Raw genomic sequence first — 14597 nt, 5'->3', positions numbered from 1 at the left:
AATACAGGCAGGCTTTTTTATGCGGACCGCCGCTTCAGCGGCGCGCAAACACAATCGCGAACTCACGATCTCACGAACAGAATTTCCCCAGCAGACTCATCTGCGCATTGCGCGAGGATTTTCCCGGTCGCCGGCGCCGATAGTGACCGTCGCTTTGCATCAGCCACGCGGACTGGTTGTCGCCGAGAAACGCCGACAGACCTTCGGCAATCACGCGCCGCTTCAGGCGACGGTTGTTGATCGGAAACGCCACTTCCACACGGCGGAAGAAGTTGCGGTCCATCCAGTCGGCGCTCGACAGATATACCTGTTCCTTGCCACCGTCGTAGAAGTAGAAGATACGATGATGTTCGAGGAATCGCCCAACAATCGAACGTACCGTGATGTTCTCGGACAAACCCGGCACACCCGGTTGCAACGAACATACGCCACGCACGATCAGATCGATCTTCACGCCGGCCTGCGACGCCTCGTACAACTCGGCAATCACGGTGGGTTCGAGCAACGCGTTCATCTTCGCGACGATGCGCGCCTTCTTGCCGGCGCGCGCGTGATCTGCTTCCGCGCGAATCGCATCGACCAGTTTCGGATGCAGCGTGAACGGCGACTGCCACAGTTCATGCAGCCTCAGTTCACCGCCGATGCCGGTCAGTTGCTGGAACACGTGATGCACGTCTTCGCAAATTTTCTGATCAGCGGTCATCAGCCCGAAGTCGGTATAAAGCCGTGCGGTCCGCGGATGATAGTTACCGGTGCCCAGGTGCACGTAACGCTTGAGCGTGGTCTTGCCGCCCGACGACACGCGCCGCACGATCAACATCATCTTCGCATGGCACTTGTGGCCCACCACGCCGTACACGACGTGCGCGCCCACGGCTTCAAGCTGTGACGCCCAGTTAATGTTGGTTTCCTCGTCGAAGCGCGCGAGCAGTTCAACCACCACCGTCACTTCCTTGCCGTTGCGGGCCGCCTGCATCAGCGCGTCCATCAGCGGGGAGTCGGTGCCGGTGCGATAGATGGTCTGTTTGATGGCCATCACGTTCGGGTCTTTCGCCGCCTGCAGCAGCAATTCGAGCACCGGTTGAAAGCTCTCGTAAGGATGATGCAGCAGCACGTCGCCCTGATCGATCACGTCGAACATGCTGGTGCTGTTGGCGATTTGCTGTGGAATCGCGGGAATATGCGGCACGAATTTAAGGTCGGGCCGGTCTACCATCTCCGGCAATTGCATCAGCCGCACCAGATTGACGGGGCCGTCGGCGAAATAACAATCCTTGGTGGTCAGGTTGCTTTCGTCCAGCAGGCGACGCACGACGTGCGCCGGCGTATCCGCCGACACTTCGAGCCGCACCGCATTGCCCAGATGCCGCGCCGGCAATTCGCCCTGCAATGCGACACGCAGATTGGTGATTTCATCTTCGTCGACGAACAGTTCGCTATTGCGCGTGATGCGGAACTGATTGCAGGTGCGCACCACCAGATTCGGGAACAGCTCGCCCACAAAGCGCTGCAGCAACGAGCTCAGCAGCACGAAACCATGTGGATAGCCGGACAGTTCTTGCGGCATGCGCACGAGCCGGGGCAATGCGCGCGGCGCCTGCACGATGCCCATCATTGCCTGACGGCCGAACGCATCCTTGCCTTCGAGTTCGACGACGAAGTTCAGGCTCTTGTTGAGCACACGCGGGAACGGGTGAGCCGGATCGAGGCCGATCGGCGTGAGCACCGGCAGCAGTTCGTCGAAGAAGTAGTTGCGCGCCCATTCGGTCTGCGCTTCGTTCCACGCTTCCGTGCCGTGAAAATAGATGCCCTCTGCTTCGAGCGCGGTGAGCACCGTGTCGTGCAGCATGGTGTACTGGCGATGCACGAGCCGCTGCGCGCGCTCGACGACGAGGTCGTACACGTGCTGGAGCGACATACCGTCCGGAGACAGCGCCCCCGGGTTGTCGCGCATCTGCTCCTGTAGTCCGGCCATGCGGACTTCGAAGAATTCGTCGAGATTGCTACTGGTGATACAGATGAAACGCAGGCGTTCGAGCAAAGGGACGGCCGGGTCGGCAGCTTGTGCCAACACACGCTCGTTGAAACCCAGAATGCCCAGCTCGCGATTCAATAAGGGGTAGCGGATGGACATCGGCAGCGAGAATGGAATTTCAGGGAGGGAGACGAAAAGACGCTCGGAAATTCTCACAGTATGATGACGTTGTTATGACATTCTCAATGTTATAAATTCTACGCCGTATTCGTTGCGTGTCGTAATTATGACGCAGTGCATATGGGACCATAGGGCACCCCCATCACTGCGAGGCGACATCGTGAGGTCCGGTACGCTTAGAATGGCGTCTTTGAATAGCGCGGCCGGCCATAGGGCACCCAAGGCATCCGGTGGGCATCCGGCACCTTCTGCGTCCAACGCCGCCGCGCATGCGCGCATGGAGTCCGCTTACCCGATGGTCAATACGCCACAACTCCTCGCTGCCGTCGACCTCGGCTCGAACAGCTTCCGGCTGATCGTGGGCCGGATCGAGGAAACCGACGCGGGCAGCCAGATCTATCAGGTCGACGCGTTGCGCGAGTCGGTGCGTCTTGCCGCGGGTCTGTCGCGCGACAAGATGCTGGACCGCGCCTCGCAGGTGCGCGGCTGGGACGCGCTCAAGCGCTTCGGCGAGCGGCTGCGCGACTTTCATCCCGACCACGTTCGCGCCGTTGCCACCAACACGCTGCGTATTGCCAAGAACGCGGGCGAGTTCCTCGGTGAGGCGCAAGCCGCGCTCGGCTTCCCGATCGAAGTGATCGCCGGGCGTGAAGAAGCGCGTCTGATTTATGCAGGGGCTGCCCATTCCGTGCCCGCGAGCGCGGGCAAGCGCCTCGTCGTGGATATCGGCGGCGGCTCGACGGAATTCATCATCGGGTCGCATTACACGCCGATCAAGATGGAGAGCCTGTACATCGGCTGCGTGAGCCATAGCCGTGCATTCTTCCCGGCGGGCAATGTCGACGAATACACGATGCGCCAGGCCGAACTCGCCGCGGGCCGTGAAATTCAGATCATTTCCGCCGAGTACAAGAAAACCGGTTGGGAACAGGCCATCGGCTCGTCCGGCACCGCCCGGGCGCTCGCCGAACTGGTCGAGGCAAACGGCTTCAACGATCCGGGCATCACGCACGGCATCTCGCGCGGCGGGCTGGAACGCCTCAAGCGCGCGCTGATCAAGGCGGAGAACGTCAATCGTCTGAAGCTGGTCGCGTTGAAGGGCGATCGCATTCCGGTGCTGGCCGGCGGGCTGTCGATCATGATCGCGGTGTTCGACGAGCTCGGCGTCGATTATGTCGATACAACAGACGGCGCGTTGCGCCTCGGCGTGCTGTACGACTTGCTGGGCCGTTCGCAGCACGAGGACATGCGCACGGTGACGGTGGAAGGCTTCATGCGCCGTTATGGCGTGGATCGCGCGCAGGCGGGGCGTATCGGCGAACTCGCAGTGCGCTTTTACGACCAGTTTGCCGAGCCGGATGAGGAACGTCGCGTCGAGAACCACATGTTTCTCGGCTGGGCGGCGGCTTTGCATGAAATCGGGCTGTCGATTTCCCACAGCGCCTATCACAAGCATTCGGCCTATATCGCCAGCAACGCCGACATGCCGGGGTTTTCGCGTACCGACCAGGCGCGGCTCGCCGCGCTGGTGCTCGGCCACGCGGGGAAGCTTGGCAAGCTGTCGCAAACGCGCGAAGTGGAATGGCCGTTGTTGTTCTGTCTGCGGCTCGCGGCGCTATTGTGCCGTCGGCGTACGGATGTCGGGCTGCCGGGTATCGCGGTCGCGCAGGTCAACGGCGGTTATGAAGTGCGTTTACCGAACGAGTGGGTAGCCAACAATCCCTTGACCGATTACAGCTTGATCCAGGAGGCTGCGGAGTGGGAGAAGGTTGGCATCCCTTATCGCGTGGTCTACACCGACGATTGAGCGTCATGCGTGCGTTGTAAATAAAAAGCCCGGCGAATTGCCGGGCTTTTTTTATGCGTATCAGTCGTCGACTGAACTAGCCGGGTGTTGTGTGCGCGAGCCGCGCCGCTTAGCGCGGCGATGCGTCGCCGAGGAAGTGCCGGGCGTAACGCGCGTTGATATCCGTCAGACGCAACAGCGTCAGAAAGTCCGCCGTATTGAAGTCAGGATCCCAGGCCGGCGCGCCGCAAATCTTCGCGCCGAGGCGCAGGTAGCCCTTGACCAGCGGCGGCGGTGCGACGTCGGCGCCGGTCTGCAATTCTTCGACAGGCAGCGGCGTGTGCGGAAACGCGCGATATTCCGGCATCGTCAGCGTGCTGTCGCGCAGCGAGCAGTAAAGATTCGCCGCGTAGTGGCCACCGTCGACCATCGCGACGCTCGCGCAGCCGAGCATCGTCTCGTAGCCGTTGTGCTTCATGTATGCGGCGAGTCCGGCCCACAGCGACATGATCACCGAGCCGCTGCGATAGTCCGGGTGCACGCACGAGCGGCCCACCTCGACCATCTTCGCGCGCAGATGCGTGAGGCGCGACACGTCGAATTCGCTTTCGGCATACAGGCGTCCGATACGGGCGGCCTGGTGCGGCGGCAGCGCGCGATAGGTGCCGACCACCTTCAGCGTGTCGAGATCGCGCACCAGCACGTGATCGCAGTATGAATCGAACGAATCGACGTCGAGGCCGGCCGGGCCCGTCAGACGAGCGCCCATTTCATCGGCAAATACACGGTAGCGCAGACGCTGGGCCTCGCGCAGTTCCTCGTCAGTGCGTGCCCACGTAACTTGCAGGCGATGCTGGGCGGTGACCGTCTCTTCGGCGCGCGGCAGGCGACGCGTTTCGAAGATCGAAGCCAGGGGCAGGGTGGGCGTCGGCAGTTCTCGCATGTGGCGTCCTGGTCGAAAAAAAGGGAGATTTCTTTTTTCGCCAATGTAGTAACGCCTGGTGACGCTCGCATGGCAAAGCCATGACGATTGGATGACGGCCCGTAAGCTGCGTGCGCGCGGCTTGTCATGTCGTGGGTTGCGCGGACCGTGTGTTGTTTCTGCGCGACCGGTGCGACTGGCGGGCCCGGCGATCGCGTTGCACGCCAGGGAAGGCAGCGCGACCGGTTCAGATCAGATCGGGGGTCATTGCCGCGCGCAGCACGGCCTGGTCGTCGCCATGGCGTTCACGGCTTTCAATCCACCATAGGCCGGCTTTCTTCAGCGGCCAACTCGCCTCGCTGTTGCCGAGCAGACGCGCCGCAACGTGGCCGAGTGTCGGTTGATGGCCGACGATCACAACGGTCTGTGCGATGCCTGCTGACCAGCCGGCGGCCTTGAGCACGTCGTCCGCGCTGGCGTTGGGCGCGAGTTCGCGCACCACGCGATACTGGTCGCTCAAGGTTTCGGCGGTCTGAATGGTGCGCACTGCGGGACTTGCGAGGATCACTGCGTCGGCGGGCAGACGGGTGCGCAGCCACTTGGCGACGTTTTGCGCCTGTTTGCGGCCTCGCGTGGTGAGTGCGCGGGCCAGATCGCTGGCGGCGAAATCTTCAGCTTCGGCGTGACGCCAGAGGATCAGATTCATGCGTGTCTCCTTGACTCTGGTTGCGGCGTGGACAGCAGCGCCGGTTTTTCAATCACTGTCGCATGCGGGCTCGTCAGGGCGCAAGGCGGCGGCGCAGACGGAATGTATAAGCATTGGCGTATGCCGGAACATGCCGGCATGTAGATTCGCGTATATGTCGAGGCGAAGCGTAGTGAACGCTCGCGCAATTTTCATGCGGTTTTCACGGAGCTTGCGCGGATTTTTCATTGAGCCAGCATGCGATCCGTATGAACCCATCGGGCCATAAGCCCGCGTTTACATCAGTCCGCAGGGACCGATGAGCGGCTGACGCCCAAAAAGCAAAAACCCGCGAAGCCGAAGGCGACGCGGGTTTCGTATTGCTTTTTCGTGGTCGGAGCGAAAGGATTCGAACCTTCGACCCTCTGATCCCAAATCAGATGCGCTACCAGGCTGCGCTACGCTCCGACGAATCCGAGATTCTACGTGGCATTGGGTGCCAGAGTCAATCACGAATTGCGTCGGAGTGAAAAAAGGTCTCGGACGTCGGCAGCGGGCAGTAAAAAGCGCGCGGCAGTGTCCGTTCGTTCTGGCTATGCGCAAGCGTACGGGCAGCCGCTTTACCCCTCAGTGCCGGCGACGCATCCAGTGCGGCATGTGCTGGTGAGTGACCCAGTGATGCAGCATGCCTTCGCCGTCGTGTTCCCGTCTGTAGGTTCTCGATTCGAAAATCGACAGGGCAAGCAGCACGAGCAGGCCTATAGCAAGTCCGATCAGACCTGCGATCGATTCAGCGTCCATGGCAGTCCTCCTATGACACGCAGCCATGCCTTTATAGTAGGTCACGCGGAAAAAAATGGGAGGAGGGAGACTGCGTGGCGCAACGTCGTCGAATACAAATTGCAGGTAGACTCTCGGCGCTTCGTTGCCGTTATTGTCATTCTGTTTCGAGAGTCTATGAACCGCGTTTTGTTGATTGCGTTGATGCTGGCTGCCGGACTCGCCGGCTGTGCCAACGATCCTTCCGGGCACCATGGCGGTCCGCCGCCGAAAGATCCCGTCGACTATCACGGCGTACCGACCGACGACCGGCCGCCGGTGATCGCGCCCACGCTCTGAGCACCTGCGGGAATGAAAGCGAAGCACTGGCGCGGGCACGCCGGTGCTTCTGACCCGCGCAGACTGTTTGCGCGGAAAGCGCGGGCTGCACGTATTCTAGGGCGATGTAGACGCGTGATATGTGTGCGCTTGTTTCAAGCCGTAACTGGATGCGGCGCTGCGGGGATGAGCGCATCGCGCGTCGTGCATTTGCGGCCTGGCGGGCGCGCACGTTCGTAAGACAAAAACACGCGGCACATGCACGCCAGGTGCCGAAACAAAGGCTAGGCGCCCGCGCCCGCCATGCCACGCACGAGGCCCGGCAAAAAGCGCGCGAGCGTGACGCCGCGAGCGGCCATGAAGATCAGCATCGCGGCCCACAAACCGTGATTGCCGTACAGCGCCAGCAAGGCCCACGAGGCCGCGATGAATACCGCAAACGACACCATCATCGACGTCATCAATTCATGCGTGCGGGTGGCGCCGATAAACACGCCGTCGAGCAAAAAACCCCACACGGATATCACCGGCAAGAGCGCGGCCCACGGCAGATAAGTTTCGGCCGTGGCGCGCACTGCGGCCTGATTGGTCAGGCCTTCGATGATCCACGAGCCCGCACCCCAGTAGACCAGCGAGAAGCCCAGCGCGCCGAGCGCGGACCACAGTGACGTCACTTTGATGGCCTGCGCGAAAGCGTGCCGGTCGCGTGCGCCGATTGCGGCACCCACCAGCGCTTCGGCAGCGTGCGCGAAACCGTCGAGTCCGTAAGCCATGAAGGTCTGAAAATTGAGCAACAGCGCGTTGGCGGCAAGCGTGGCGTCACCTTGCCTCGCGCCGAGATGCGCGAACCAGCCGAACGACGACAGCAGACAGAGCGTGCGCACGAAGATATCGCGATTCAGCACCACCAGACGCTTCAGCGCGGTTGCGTCGAAGAGGGCGGCGCGGTTCAGCGCAGGCAAACCGCGCGGCCTGCCGTGCCACAACAACGCGGCGCCGAGCACGAAGCCGAGTGCGTCGGCCGTTGCCGTGGCCGCGCCGATGCCGGCCACGCCCCAATCGAATACGTACACATACAGCAGCACCGCCGCGATGTTCACGCTGTTGATGAACACTTGTGAGAGCAGCGCGAGCCGCACCTTCTGCGTACCGAGCAGCCAGCCGAGCACCACGTAGTTGCCGAGCGCGAGCGGCGCGGCCCAGATGCGTGCGTGGCAGTAGATCTGCGCGTTGTGCTGTACCGCGTCGCTGCCGCCGATCGCGTATAACGCGTAGCCGATCAGCGGCACTTGCAGCAGAAGCACCGCTGCGCCGATCGCCGCCGCGAGCAATAGCGCGCGTACGACGTTGTTGCGCAGCTCCGCGTGATCCCCAGCGCCGTGCGCTTGCGCGACGAGGCCCGTGGTGCCCATGCGCAGGAAGCCGAAGCCCCAGAACACGAAATTGAAGAACAGGCCGCCGAGCGCCACGCCGCCGAGATAGGACGCGCCGTCCAGATGACCGGCGACCGCAGTGTCGACTGCGCCGAGAATCGGCTGTGTGAGGTTGGCGAGGACGATTGGAAACGCCAGCGTGAGCACCCGGCGGTGCCAGTGCACAGGAGCGGCCACCGCTGTCGCGGCCGTGCCGCCCCCTAAGGGGACGTCCTTCGGGGCGTCCGCGCTGCCGCTCAATTGCGTTCCTGCACGCACACCCATGGGGAGACGACTACCGCCCACAGATCCGGATCGCGCTCGGCGAAATCGGCGGCGGTTTCCGCCTGCACGCGTTCGACGAGGCCGGAGGACAGCCATTGTGTGACCTGCGTGGTGTCGTCGCCGGCGATGGCTTCGGCGACGCTCACCAGATCGATGTCGCGCGCGACGCGCAGCAAAATACCGCGAGCGAAAAAGCGTTCGAGTTCGGTCCAGCCGATTTTGGCGGTTTCGGCGAGCAGCTTGGTGTACAGCGGGCTATGAGTGGCGTCGTTGGAAGTCATCGTAAGCGGGTTCTGACGGGGCCGTTACTATAAACCATTGGCGCGGACCGCCAGGGCGGGGCGCGTTCCGGTACGCTTAGGGTCTTTCGAAATTCATTCTGAACCTTCATGTCACTGGATTCAACGGCGCCGGCTACCGGCGCGCAAGCTCATGGGGTAACGGGAGCCACGCTCACGCGCACCGACGTGGAGCGCCTCCTCGCGGCGAATGGTGTGGCAAACAAGGTCGCCGATGAGGCGGCAAACAAGGCGCGCTATAAAGAGCCGCTGTGCTTCACCGACTGCGATTTCGAAGGCGCCGATCTGTCGCGACTCGATCTGCGCGGCGCCGAATTTCATCGTTGCACGATCGTCGAGACCTCGTTTTTCGGCGCGACGCTGTCGCACACCCGCTGGGTCCGCTGTCGCGGTCGCGAGGCGGATTTCGCGTCGGCTGATCTGGTCGACGCGGCGTTTCAGTCGAGCGATCTGAACAACACCAGTTGGCGCCGCGCCAAGCTTGCTTCGGCGTCGTTTCACAGCTGCAAGCTGACTGGCGCCAATTTCGAAGCATGCACGTCGCTCGGGTTGAGCTTCGTCGAAACCTTGCTGGTGGGCGCGCATTTGCGCGGCCTGTCGTTTCGTAAGGCCACGCTCCAGCAACTCGATTTCTCTGACGCCGATCTGGCCGGCGTCGATTTCCGCGAGGCGATCTTCGATGGCGGCAGCCTGAAGGATGCCCATCTGAAAGGCGCGCGCTTTGACGGCGCGGACCTGCGCGAGGCTGATCTGAGCGGCGTGCGGCTCGTCGATGCGGCGCTTTTTAAAGGCGCGACGATTTCGCATCAGCAGGCTGCGGTGCTCGTGACCGAACTCGGGTTGCGAGTCATGTGATCGCGGTTTTTAACCGGCTGATTTTAGCCATTCGGCCAGCTTGAACGAATGGCTGCATCTGCTTATCATCCGATTTATCGATTAATTAAAAAACCGCCGATTTTCGACTTCGCAATTCGTCGGTTGATTTGAACATTTTTAATGTATTCGCCATTCGTGAATCTGTTGCGAGGAGCGCGTTGCCTATTCGCGTCGCTCATTATCTGCCAATGCGTCGATATGGTGCGTTGGCGCACTAAAGGTTCGCAATGCGTAAAGCGTCAAAATCATACCAGGCGCGGTTAGCGGAAATCGGCCAACGGGCTTTTGTCAGTCTTTTTCAGTGACGGACGGTAGATGTATGATTCATAAGGGCTTGTGAGCGACTCATGGGATTATGGGCGCGCTGTTTCCAGCGTGCGTCGTCCGGAGCAGATAAGGTAATTACCTCGTTTATCTCCGGTATTTACCTTCACATAATGCGGATTCCGTGCGCCGCGTCACATTATCTGCACAATTAATAGATTGCGCTTGTAAAAGCGGGTTGTTAGATTCAGTTCTGGCGCATGGTGAACCGGTCCTTTGCCGATATGCGCCGAACCCCCGTTAGCCCGGCCTCGTGCCGGGCTTTTTTTCTGCCCGGTCATTGCCCATTCAATCGCGATTCATTGCGGTTTCACACGCGGCGCGGATCATGAAAAGTTACTTTTTCTTACCGCCGGTCATGACCTGGTTGATCATTTTCCTCGGCATCTGGCCGATTGCGCTCCGCGTGCTGTTCGCCTTCGCCGCACGTGTCGATCCGCGCTCCGGACGCTGGCGCCGCCGCTAACTCGAGCGGCGCTGTGCCTTGCGTCGTTAGGTCACCTTCACTGCTTGCAGCGAACTACCATCGACCGGTTCTTTACATTCGCGCCGAAAATCCCACCGACCGAGCCGCCCGAGGTGGCGCCGTTGTCGACGTCCTTCGAAACGACGTCGTAGCCATAGTTGCCGCAGACTTCGCCGGCGCGCTTGTAGCACTCGGCCCAACTGGAGCTGGCGTCACTACCGCTGCAATTGATGGCAAAGCCCGTGTCGCCGCTCGGCAGGTAAGTCATCGTGGTGGTGCTCGAGCAGCCGCTGAGGCTGCCGAGCGTAAGCAGGCCGAGGCCGATCGCCGCGGCCGTCGCGACGGACGCAATTGCGCTCTTCATTGCAGATTCCTTACAGATGACGGGGGAAGACGTGGCGCGAGGCCACGTCATGCATAGGATTGAGCGTTTTATAGCACGCCCGGTTCCCTCGACTACCCTTGCAGGGCGCGTGCCTGACCGCCGGGAACGGACGCAGAAGCAACTGCCTTCGCACGCTCGACAGTCCCGCTAGCGCGGCGGCAGCGCCCGCGACGGGTCGATTGAGCGGCCCTGATAGCGCAGTTCAAAGTGCAGCATGACGCGATCGGTGTCGGTGTCGCCCATTTCGGCGATCTTTTCACCACGGCCGACCGACTGACCTTCTTTCACGAGCAGGGCGCGGTTGTGCGCGTAGGCAGTCAGGTAATCGGCATTGTGCTTGATGATCAGCAGGTTACCGTAACCGCGCAAGCCGTTACCCGCATAGACCACCGTGCCGGGTGCCGCGGCGATCACCGGAGTGCCCGCGGCCGCCGAAATATCGATGCCCTTCGAATTGGAGCCGTCGAAGCGGCGGATCACCGTGCCGTCAGCCGGCCACACCAGCGAGATCGTCGAAGCCGGCGCGGACGTCGGCGCGCTATCGGCCGGAGCCGAGCGCGGCGCGGCCGAAGCGCTCGCGCTTCCTGCGCCGCTGCTGCGTATTGCACCGCCTGAGGCGCCACTTGTGGACCCGCCCGGCGGCGCGACGCGCAGCACCTGCCCGACCTCGAGGCTATCCGGGTTGGTCAGATTGTTCCAGCGCACGATGCTTTGCACCGACTGCCGGTTGCTACGCGCGATCTTCGACAGCGTATCGCCCCGTTCGACGCGGTAAAAGCCTGGTCCCACCGGAGCGGACCCGCAGGCGGTGAGCACCGCCAGCAAAGACGCGCAGGCGAACCGTTTCATCATTCTTGTTGTGAGCATTGGACCTCGCAAAGCGCTGCCACGCGCCGATCCCGATCACGCGGCAGGTAGATGCAAAGCGTCCGATTCTAACGGTTTTGCGCTGCAGCATCCGAAAAACGGACGCAGAGGAGGACGCGCGCAGCGGGAACGCGGCGAAACGCCGCGAAACTCCGCGTAACCCAGCACGTCGCGATGAGCGGAAAATCTGCAATTAGCGCAGCTTGCTGACACCGATACGCAGTGCGGCCGTCTCGGTTTGCCCCGGTTCGAGCCAGCGCAGTCCCATGCCGTTATGAATCGCGTCCGGCAGACCCAGCCACGGCTCGACGCAGTAGAAGTCCGAGTCCGCCGCCTCGGTCCATGTCGTTACCGCGTACCAGGGCACCGAGTCCGGCCGTTGCAGATCGATCGTGATGAGCCGGTTAAGACCGGGCGCGACGAGGCGCACGGGTTGGTCCGGCGCACCGACGAGACAATGGAAGCGATCGTGAATGCGCGCCTCGTCGAGCGTGTAGCGCGCCGCGCCTGGCTCGGCTGCGCTGATCGAGCCGTCGTCCTGCTGATAGCAGCGTTCGGTGCGCGGCAGTTCCAGCGAGGTTTCGGCGCGCTGTGTGTGCGGCAGCGTGAAATAGAAGTGATGACCGGCGTAGTAAGGCAGCCGCGTGTCGCCCGTGTTGGTGGTGCTCAGCGTGACTTCCAGCGTATGCGTATCGACGAGCCGGTACGCTGCTTCGAAACGGAAGCCGAACGGATAGCCGACGCGTGTCGCGTCGCTGTCGGCGAGGGCCATGCGCAGACCCGCGCCGTGCACATCGGCGTGGGCGTCGAAGGGCAGGTCGCGCGCAAAACCATGCATCGGCAGTTCACGCACCGTGCCCTGTGCGTCACGCCAGTAGCCGATTTTGCCGTCGACGCGATGCCGGCCGAGAAACGGAAACAGCAGCGGGTTGCCGCCGCGGATCCTGGCGGGCTGGCTCCAGTCGGCGTTCTCGGGCCAATGAATCACCTCTTCGCCGTCGATGGTCCACGACAGAAGACGGCCACCGGCTTGTGGCGCGATACGGAGCACGGAGGAGTCCTCGGCGATCTCGAGAATGTCCTGTTGCGGGGAGAGGGGCATGGTCGATGGGCTGGTTGGTAAAGGAATGAATGTGAATTTGAATGTGACTTCGAGCGTGAGCGTGTGATTCAGATGCGGGCTAAGCGTGGGTGATGCGCGACTCGAACGCGGGTTGAGAACGGTTGAGCGCGCCGCACGGCAACTCGCGAGAGGACGATTTTGCGCTGCTTTGCGCTACGGGGAAACCCTTCTGGGGAAATTGCGGGTGTCGGAGAAGCACTATCTTTACCGATAATCCACGGACTGCCCGGTCACTTCAAAGACCGGGCGAGATCGGCTCAGGAGGCTTTATGGATCTCGCAATGGCAATGGGTGTGGCGCTGTTCGGCATGTTCGGGGTAAGCACGGTCTACTTCTTCTACAAGCTCGAGCGTTAATCCAGTCATCTGCTTCACCGTCTGCTCGGCCGTCAACGCGGACCTGGCATGGGCCTCGCGCTTCCAGCGCACCGAATCCTCAATCAGGATGGCAGGGCAGCCGCCGAAGGCGCTCTGTTTCTTTTTCTGCGGCGTAACAACGGTTTCCAGTTGTGACGCAGCGCATCAATATTTCCCCTAATGCGGTTCAAACGCTTGGCGCTGACTTTGCAGCCAGGCATAATCGGTGCGCTTTTGACGCGCCGTGTGTTTTCTATGGCGGCGCGCTGTTCCCCGACATTTTCCTTACAAGGACCGCCGCGTGAACCTGTCGTTTCTGATTTTCCTGAGTGTGCTGCAAGGCGTCACCGAATTGTTCCCGGTCAGCAGCCTTGGCCATACGCTGCTCGTGCCCGCGTTGTTCGGCATGCACATCGACAAGCATGCGCCGCAGTTGCTGCCGTTTCTCGTCGCGTTGCACCTCGGTACGGCGTTCGCGCTGCTGTGGTACTTCCGCAAGCGTTGGTGCGCGTTGGTGCGCGGCTTCTTCGCTTCGTTCGGCGGCCGTCCCAACGACGATGCGCACATGATGTGGGCGCTCATCATCGGTACGATTCCGGCGGGCCTCGTCGGGCTGATCCTCGAGAAGCGGCTTGAGCGAATTTTTCACGATCTGCGCATCGTCGCAATCGCGTTGATCGTGAACGGCGTGCTGCTGTGGTTCGGCGATCGTCTGCAACGTTCGCGCGCGCATCAACCGCCGGAGAAGCTGACCTTTCGCCAGGCTTTTTTCGTCGGCCTCGCGCAGATCGGCGCATTGATTCCGGGTTTTTCGCGTAGCGGTCTGACGATGATCGCCGGCAATGCAGCCGGTCTCACGACTGAGAAGGCCGCGGAGTTTTCGTTCCTGCTCGGCACGCCGATCATTTTCGCGGCTGGCGTGCTCGAATTGCCGAAACTGTTCCATGCGCCGGGCCAACTCGCCGATGCATTGCTCGGCGGCGTGCTGACCGCAATCGCCGCCTATCTCAGCGTACGCTTTCTGATGCGCTATTTCGAAGGCCGCGGACGTCTGGCTTCGTTCGGCGTGTACTGCGTGATCGCGGGAATCTTGTTCCTCGGCTGGTTTATGCTGCATCCGCAGCCGGTCTGATTGCGTTCGATATGCCCGCTACCGCCCGCTGAGTGCTGACGGGCGATGGCGGGCAAGAAGTGATCGGTTATAATCCGGGCCCGGCTCAACCTGTCGGGCCCGTTTTGTTTTGTGGTGGGGCGGATTGACTGCCGATCGGCGTTGCCGCGTGGCGGATCAGATTTCCAAGCCCCGGTCCGGTCAGTTAGAATTTCGGTATCCCACGAACCCTGTGGCAGCGATATTGCACAGGTTCCAATGCCCGATACGGGTTCTCATTGCGGGCGATGCACGTTGTACACGTTCGTGTAGCATCGCCTCACGTCAATACGGCAGTAGCTCAGCTGGATAGAGCATCGGCCTTCTAAGCCGAGGGTGGGGGGTTCGAGTCCCTCCTGCCGTACCAATAAAATCAATCACTTAGAGATCCTGTTTGACCGTGCGGCG

At 61.7% G+C, this 14597-nt stretch carries 14 protein-coding genes and 2 tRNA genes; 6 read left to right on the top strand and 10 right to left on the bottom strand.

Going from position 1 to position 14597, the window contains the following annotated elements:
- Positions 1 to 70: 70 nt before the first annotated feature.
- A complete protein-coding gene (gene ppk1 / locus PQQ52_RS00645; protein WP_408205906.1) occupies positions 71 to 2134 on the bottom strand; it encodes a polyphosphate kinase 1 in 2064 nt (687 codons plus the stop codon).
- A 202-nt stretch (positions 2135 to 2336) separates the two neighbouring features.
- Between ppk1 and PQQ52_RS00640 the strand changes: the two genes are divergently transcribed.
- Positions 2337 to 3962: a Ppx/GppA phosphatase family protein gene (locus PQQ52_RS00640; RefSeq protein ID WP_408205904.1), complete on the top strand. Its 1626-nt coding sequence runs from the start codon at positions 2337 to 2339 to the stop codon at positions 3960 to 3962.
- A gap of 109 nt (positions 3963 to 4071) precedes the next feature.
- Here the strand turns inward: PQQ52_RS00640 and PQQ52_RS00635 are convergent, their stop codons facing one another.
- From PQQ52_RS00635 to PQQ52_RS00620, 4 genes are all read right to left on the bottom strand, one after another.
- Positions 4072 to 4884, bottom strand: a complete 813-nt coding sequence (locus PQQ52_RS00635; protein WP_408205902.1) for a GNAT family N-acetyltransferase — start codon at positions 4882 to 4884, stop codon at positions 4072 to 4074.
- Positions 4885 to 5110: 226 nt separating this feature from the next.
- Positions 5111 to 5569, bottom strand: coding sequence for a SixA phosphatase family protein (locus PQQ52_RS00630; RefSeq protein ID WP_408205900.1), 459 nt, complete (start codon positions 5567 to 5569; stop codon positions 5111 to 5113).
- A gap of 370 nt (positions 5570 to 5939) precedes the next feature.
- A tRNA-Pro gene (locus PQQ52_RS00625) sits at positions 5940 to 6016 on the bottom strand.
- 159 nt (positions 6017 to 6175) lie between these two features.
- On the bottom strand, positions 6176 to 6349 hold the full coding sequence (locus tag PQQ52_RS00620) for a hypothetical protein (protein ID WP_175051169.1): 174 nt from the start codon (positions 6347 to 6349) through the stop codon (positions 6176 to 6178).
- 156 nt (positions 6350 to 6505) lie between these two features.
- Between PQQ52_RS00620 and PQQ52_RS00615 the strand changes: the two genes are divergently transcribed.
- On the top strand, positions 6506 to 6667 hold the full coding sequence (locus PQQ52_RS00615; protein ID WP_325045249.1) for a hypothetical protein: 162 nt from the start codon (positions 6506 to 6508) through the stop codon (positions 6665 to 6667).
- Between the two features lie 263 nt (positions 6668 to 6930).
- Here PQQ52_RS00615 and PQQ52_RS00610 read toward each other — a convergent pair whose 3' ends face one another.
- Together PQQ52_RS00610 and PQQ52_RS00605 are read right to left on the bottom strand one after the other, a co-directional pair.
- Entirely contained in the window at positions 6931 to 8343 is a 1413-nt protein-coding gene (locus tag PQQ52_RS00610; RefSeq protein WP_408205898.1) for an MATE family efflux transporter, read from the bottom strand.
- Positions 8316 to 8624, bottom strand: coding sequence for a DUF2288 domain-containing protein (locus PQQ52_RS00605; RefSeq protein WP_408205896.1), 309 nt, complete (start codon positions 8622 to 8624; stop codon positions 8316 to 8318). Before PQQ52_RS00605 ends, PQQ52_RS00610 begins: the two co-directional genes overlap by 28 nt.
- A gap of 108 nt (positions 8625 to 8732) precedes the next feature.
- On the opposite strand from PQQ52_RS00605, the gene PQQ52_RS00600 reads away from it, so the two are divergent.
- On the top strand, positions 8733 to 9497 hold the full coding sequence (locus tag PQQ52_RS00600) for a pentapeptide repeat-containing protein (protein WP_408205894.1): 765 nt from the start codon (positions 8733 to 8735) through the stop codon (positions 9495 to 9497).
- A gap of 673 nt (positions 9498 to 10170) precedes the next feature.
- Complete coding sequence (locus tag PQQ52_RS00595; protein ID WP_408205892.1) at positions 10171 to 10308, top strand: hypothetical protein; 138 nt, start codon at positions 10171 to 10173, stop codon at positions 10306 to 10308.
- Between the two features lie 37 nt (positions 10309 to 10345).
- Here PQQ52_RS00595 and PQQ52_RS00590 read toward each other — a convergent pair whose 3' ends face one another.
- From PQQ52_RS00590 to PQQ52_RS00580, 3 genes are all read right to left on the bottom strand, one after another.
- Positions 10346 to 10672: a hypothetical protein gene (locus tag PQQ52_RS00590; protein ID WP_408205890.1), complete on the bottom strand. Its 327-nt coding sequence runs from the start codon at positions 10670 to 10672 to the stop codon at positions 10346 to 10348.
- Between the two features lie 168 nt (positions 10673 to 10840).
- On the bottom strand, positions 10841 to 11560 hold the full coding sequence (locus PQQ52_RS00585) for a peptidoglycan DD-metalloendopeptidase family protein (protein ID WP_408205888.1): 720 nt from the start codon (positions 11558 to 11560) through the stop codon (positions 10841 to 10843).
- Positions 11561 to 11753: 193 nt separating this feature from the next.
- On the bottom strand, positions 11754 to 12662 hold the full coding sequence (locus PQQ52_RS00580) for an aldose epimerase family protein (protein WP_408205886.1): 909 nt from the start codon (positions 12660 to 12662) through the stop codon (positions 11754 to 11756).
- A 678-nt stretch (positions 12663 to 13340) separates the two neighbouring features.
- Here PQQ52_RS00580 and PQQ52_RS00575 point away from each other — a divergent pair.
- Together PQQ52_RS00575 and PQQ52_RS00570 are read left to right on the top strand one after the other, a co-directional pair.
- On the top strand, positions 13341 to 14171 hold the full coding sequence (locus tag PQQ52_RS00575; RefSeq protein ID WP_408205884.1) for an undecaprenyl-diphosphate phosphatase: 831 nt from the start codon (positions 13341 to 13343) through the stop codon (positions 14169 to 14171).
- A 308-nt stretch (positions 14172 to 14479) separates the two neighbouring features.
- Positions 14480 to 14556, top strand: a tRNA-Arg gene (locus tag PQQ52_RS00570).
- Positions 14557 to 14597: the final 41 nt, after the last annotated feature.

The organism is Paraburkholderia sediminicola (genome assembly GCF_046030555.1).
Taxonomy (GTDB): domain Bacteria; phylum Pseudomonadota; class Gammaproteobacteria; order Burkholderiales; family Burkholderiaceae; genus Paraburkholderia; species Paraburkholderia sediminicola_E.
Note: the sequence above shows the minus strand (reverse complement) of the source record. Positions and strands in the feature narration are given on the sequence as shown.

Excerpts from the sequence above, each read along its gene's own strand:
- PQQ52_RS00640 (WP_408205904.1), top strand. The coding sequence starts at position 2,337 with ATGGCGTCTTTGAATAGCGCGGCCGGCCATAGGGCACCCAAGGCATCC.
- PQQ52_RS00635 (WP_408205902.1), bottom strand. The coding sequence starts at position 4,884 with ATGCGAGAACTGCCGACGCCCACCCTGCCCCTGGCTTCGATCTTCGAA.
- PQQ52_RS00605 (WP_408205896.1), bottom strand. The coding sequence starts at position 8,624 with ATGACTTCCAACGACGCCACTCATAGCCCGCTGTACACCAAGCTGCTC.
- PQQ52_RS00615 (WP_325045249.1), top strand. The coding sequence starts at position 6,506 with ATGAACCGCGTTTTGTTGATTGCGTTGATGCTGGCTGCCGGACTCGCC.
- PQQ52_RS00610 (WP_408205898.1), bottom strand. The coding sequence starts at position 8,343 with ATGGGTGTGCGTGCAGGAACGCAATTGAGCGGCAGCGCGGACGCCCCG.
- PQQ52_RS00630 (WP_408205900.1), bottom strand. The coding sequence starts at position 5,569 with ATGAATCTGATCCTCTGGCGTCACGCCGAAGCTGAAGATTTCGCCGCC.
- PQQ52_RS00600 (WP_408205894.1), top strand. The coding sequence starts at position 8,733 with ATGTCACTGGATTCAACGGCGCCGGCTACCGGCGCGCAAGCTCATGGG.
- PQQ52_RS00595 (WP_408205892.1), top strand. The coding sequence starts at position 10,171 with ATGAAAAGTTACTTTTTCTTACCGCCGGTCATGACCTGGTTGATCATT.
- PQQ52_RS00585 (WP_408205888.1), bottom strand. The coding sequence starts at position 11,560 with ATGCTCACAACAAGAATGATGAAACGGTTCGCCTGCGCGTCTTTGCTG.
- PQQ52_RS00580 (WP_408205886.1), bottom strand. The coding sequence starts at position 12,662 with ATGCCCCTCTCCCCGCAACAGGACATTCTCGAGATCGCCGAGGACTCC.
- ppk1 (WP_408205906.1), bottom strand. The coding sequence starts at position 2,134 with ATGTCCATCCGCTACCCCTTATTGAATCGCGAGCTGGGCATTCTGGGT.
- PQQ52_RS00590 (WP_408205890.1), bottom strand. The coding sequence starts at position 10,672 with ATGAAGAGCGCAATTGCGTCCGTCGCGACGGCCGCGGCGATCGGCCTC.
- PQQ52_RS00620 (WP_175051169.1), bottom strand. The coding sequence starts at position 6,349 with ATGGACGCTGAATCGATCGCAGGTCTGATCGGACTTGCTATAGGCCTG.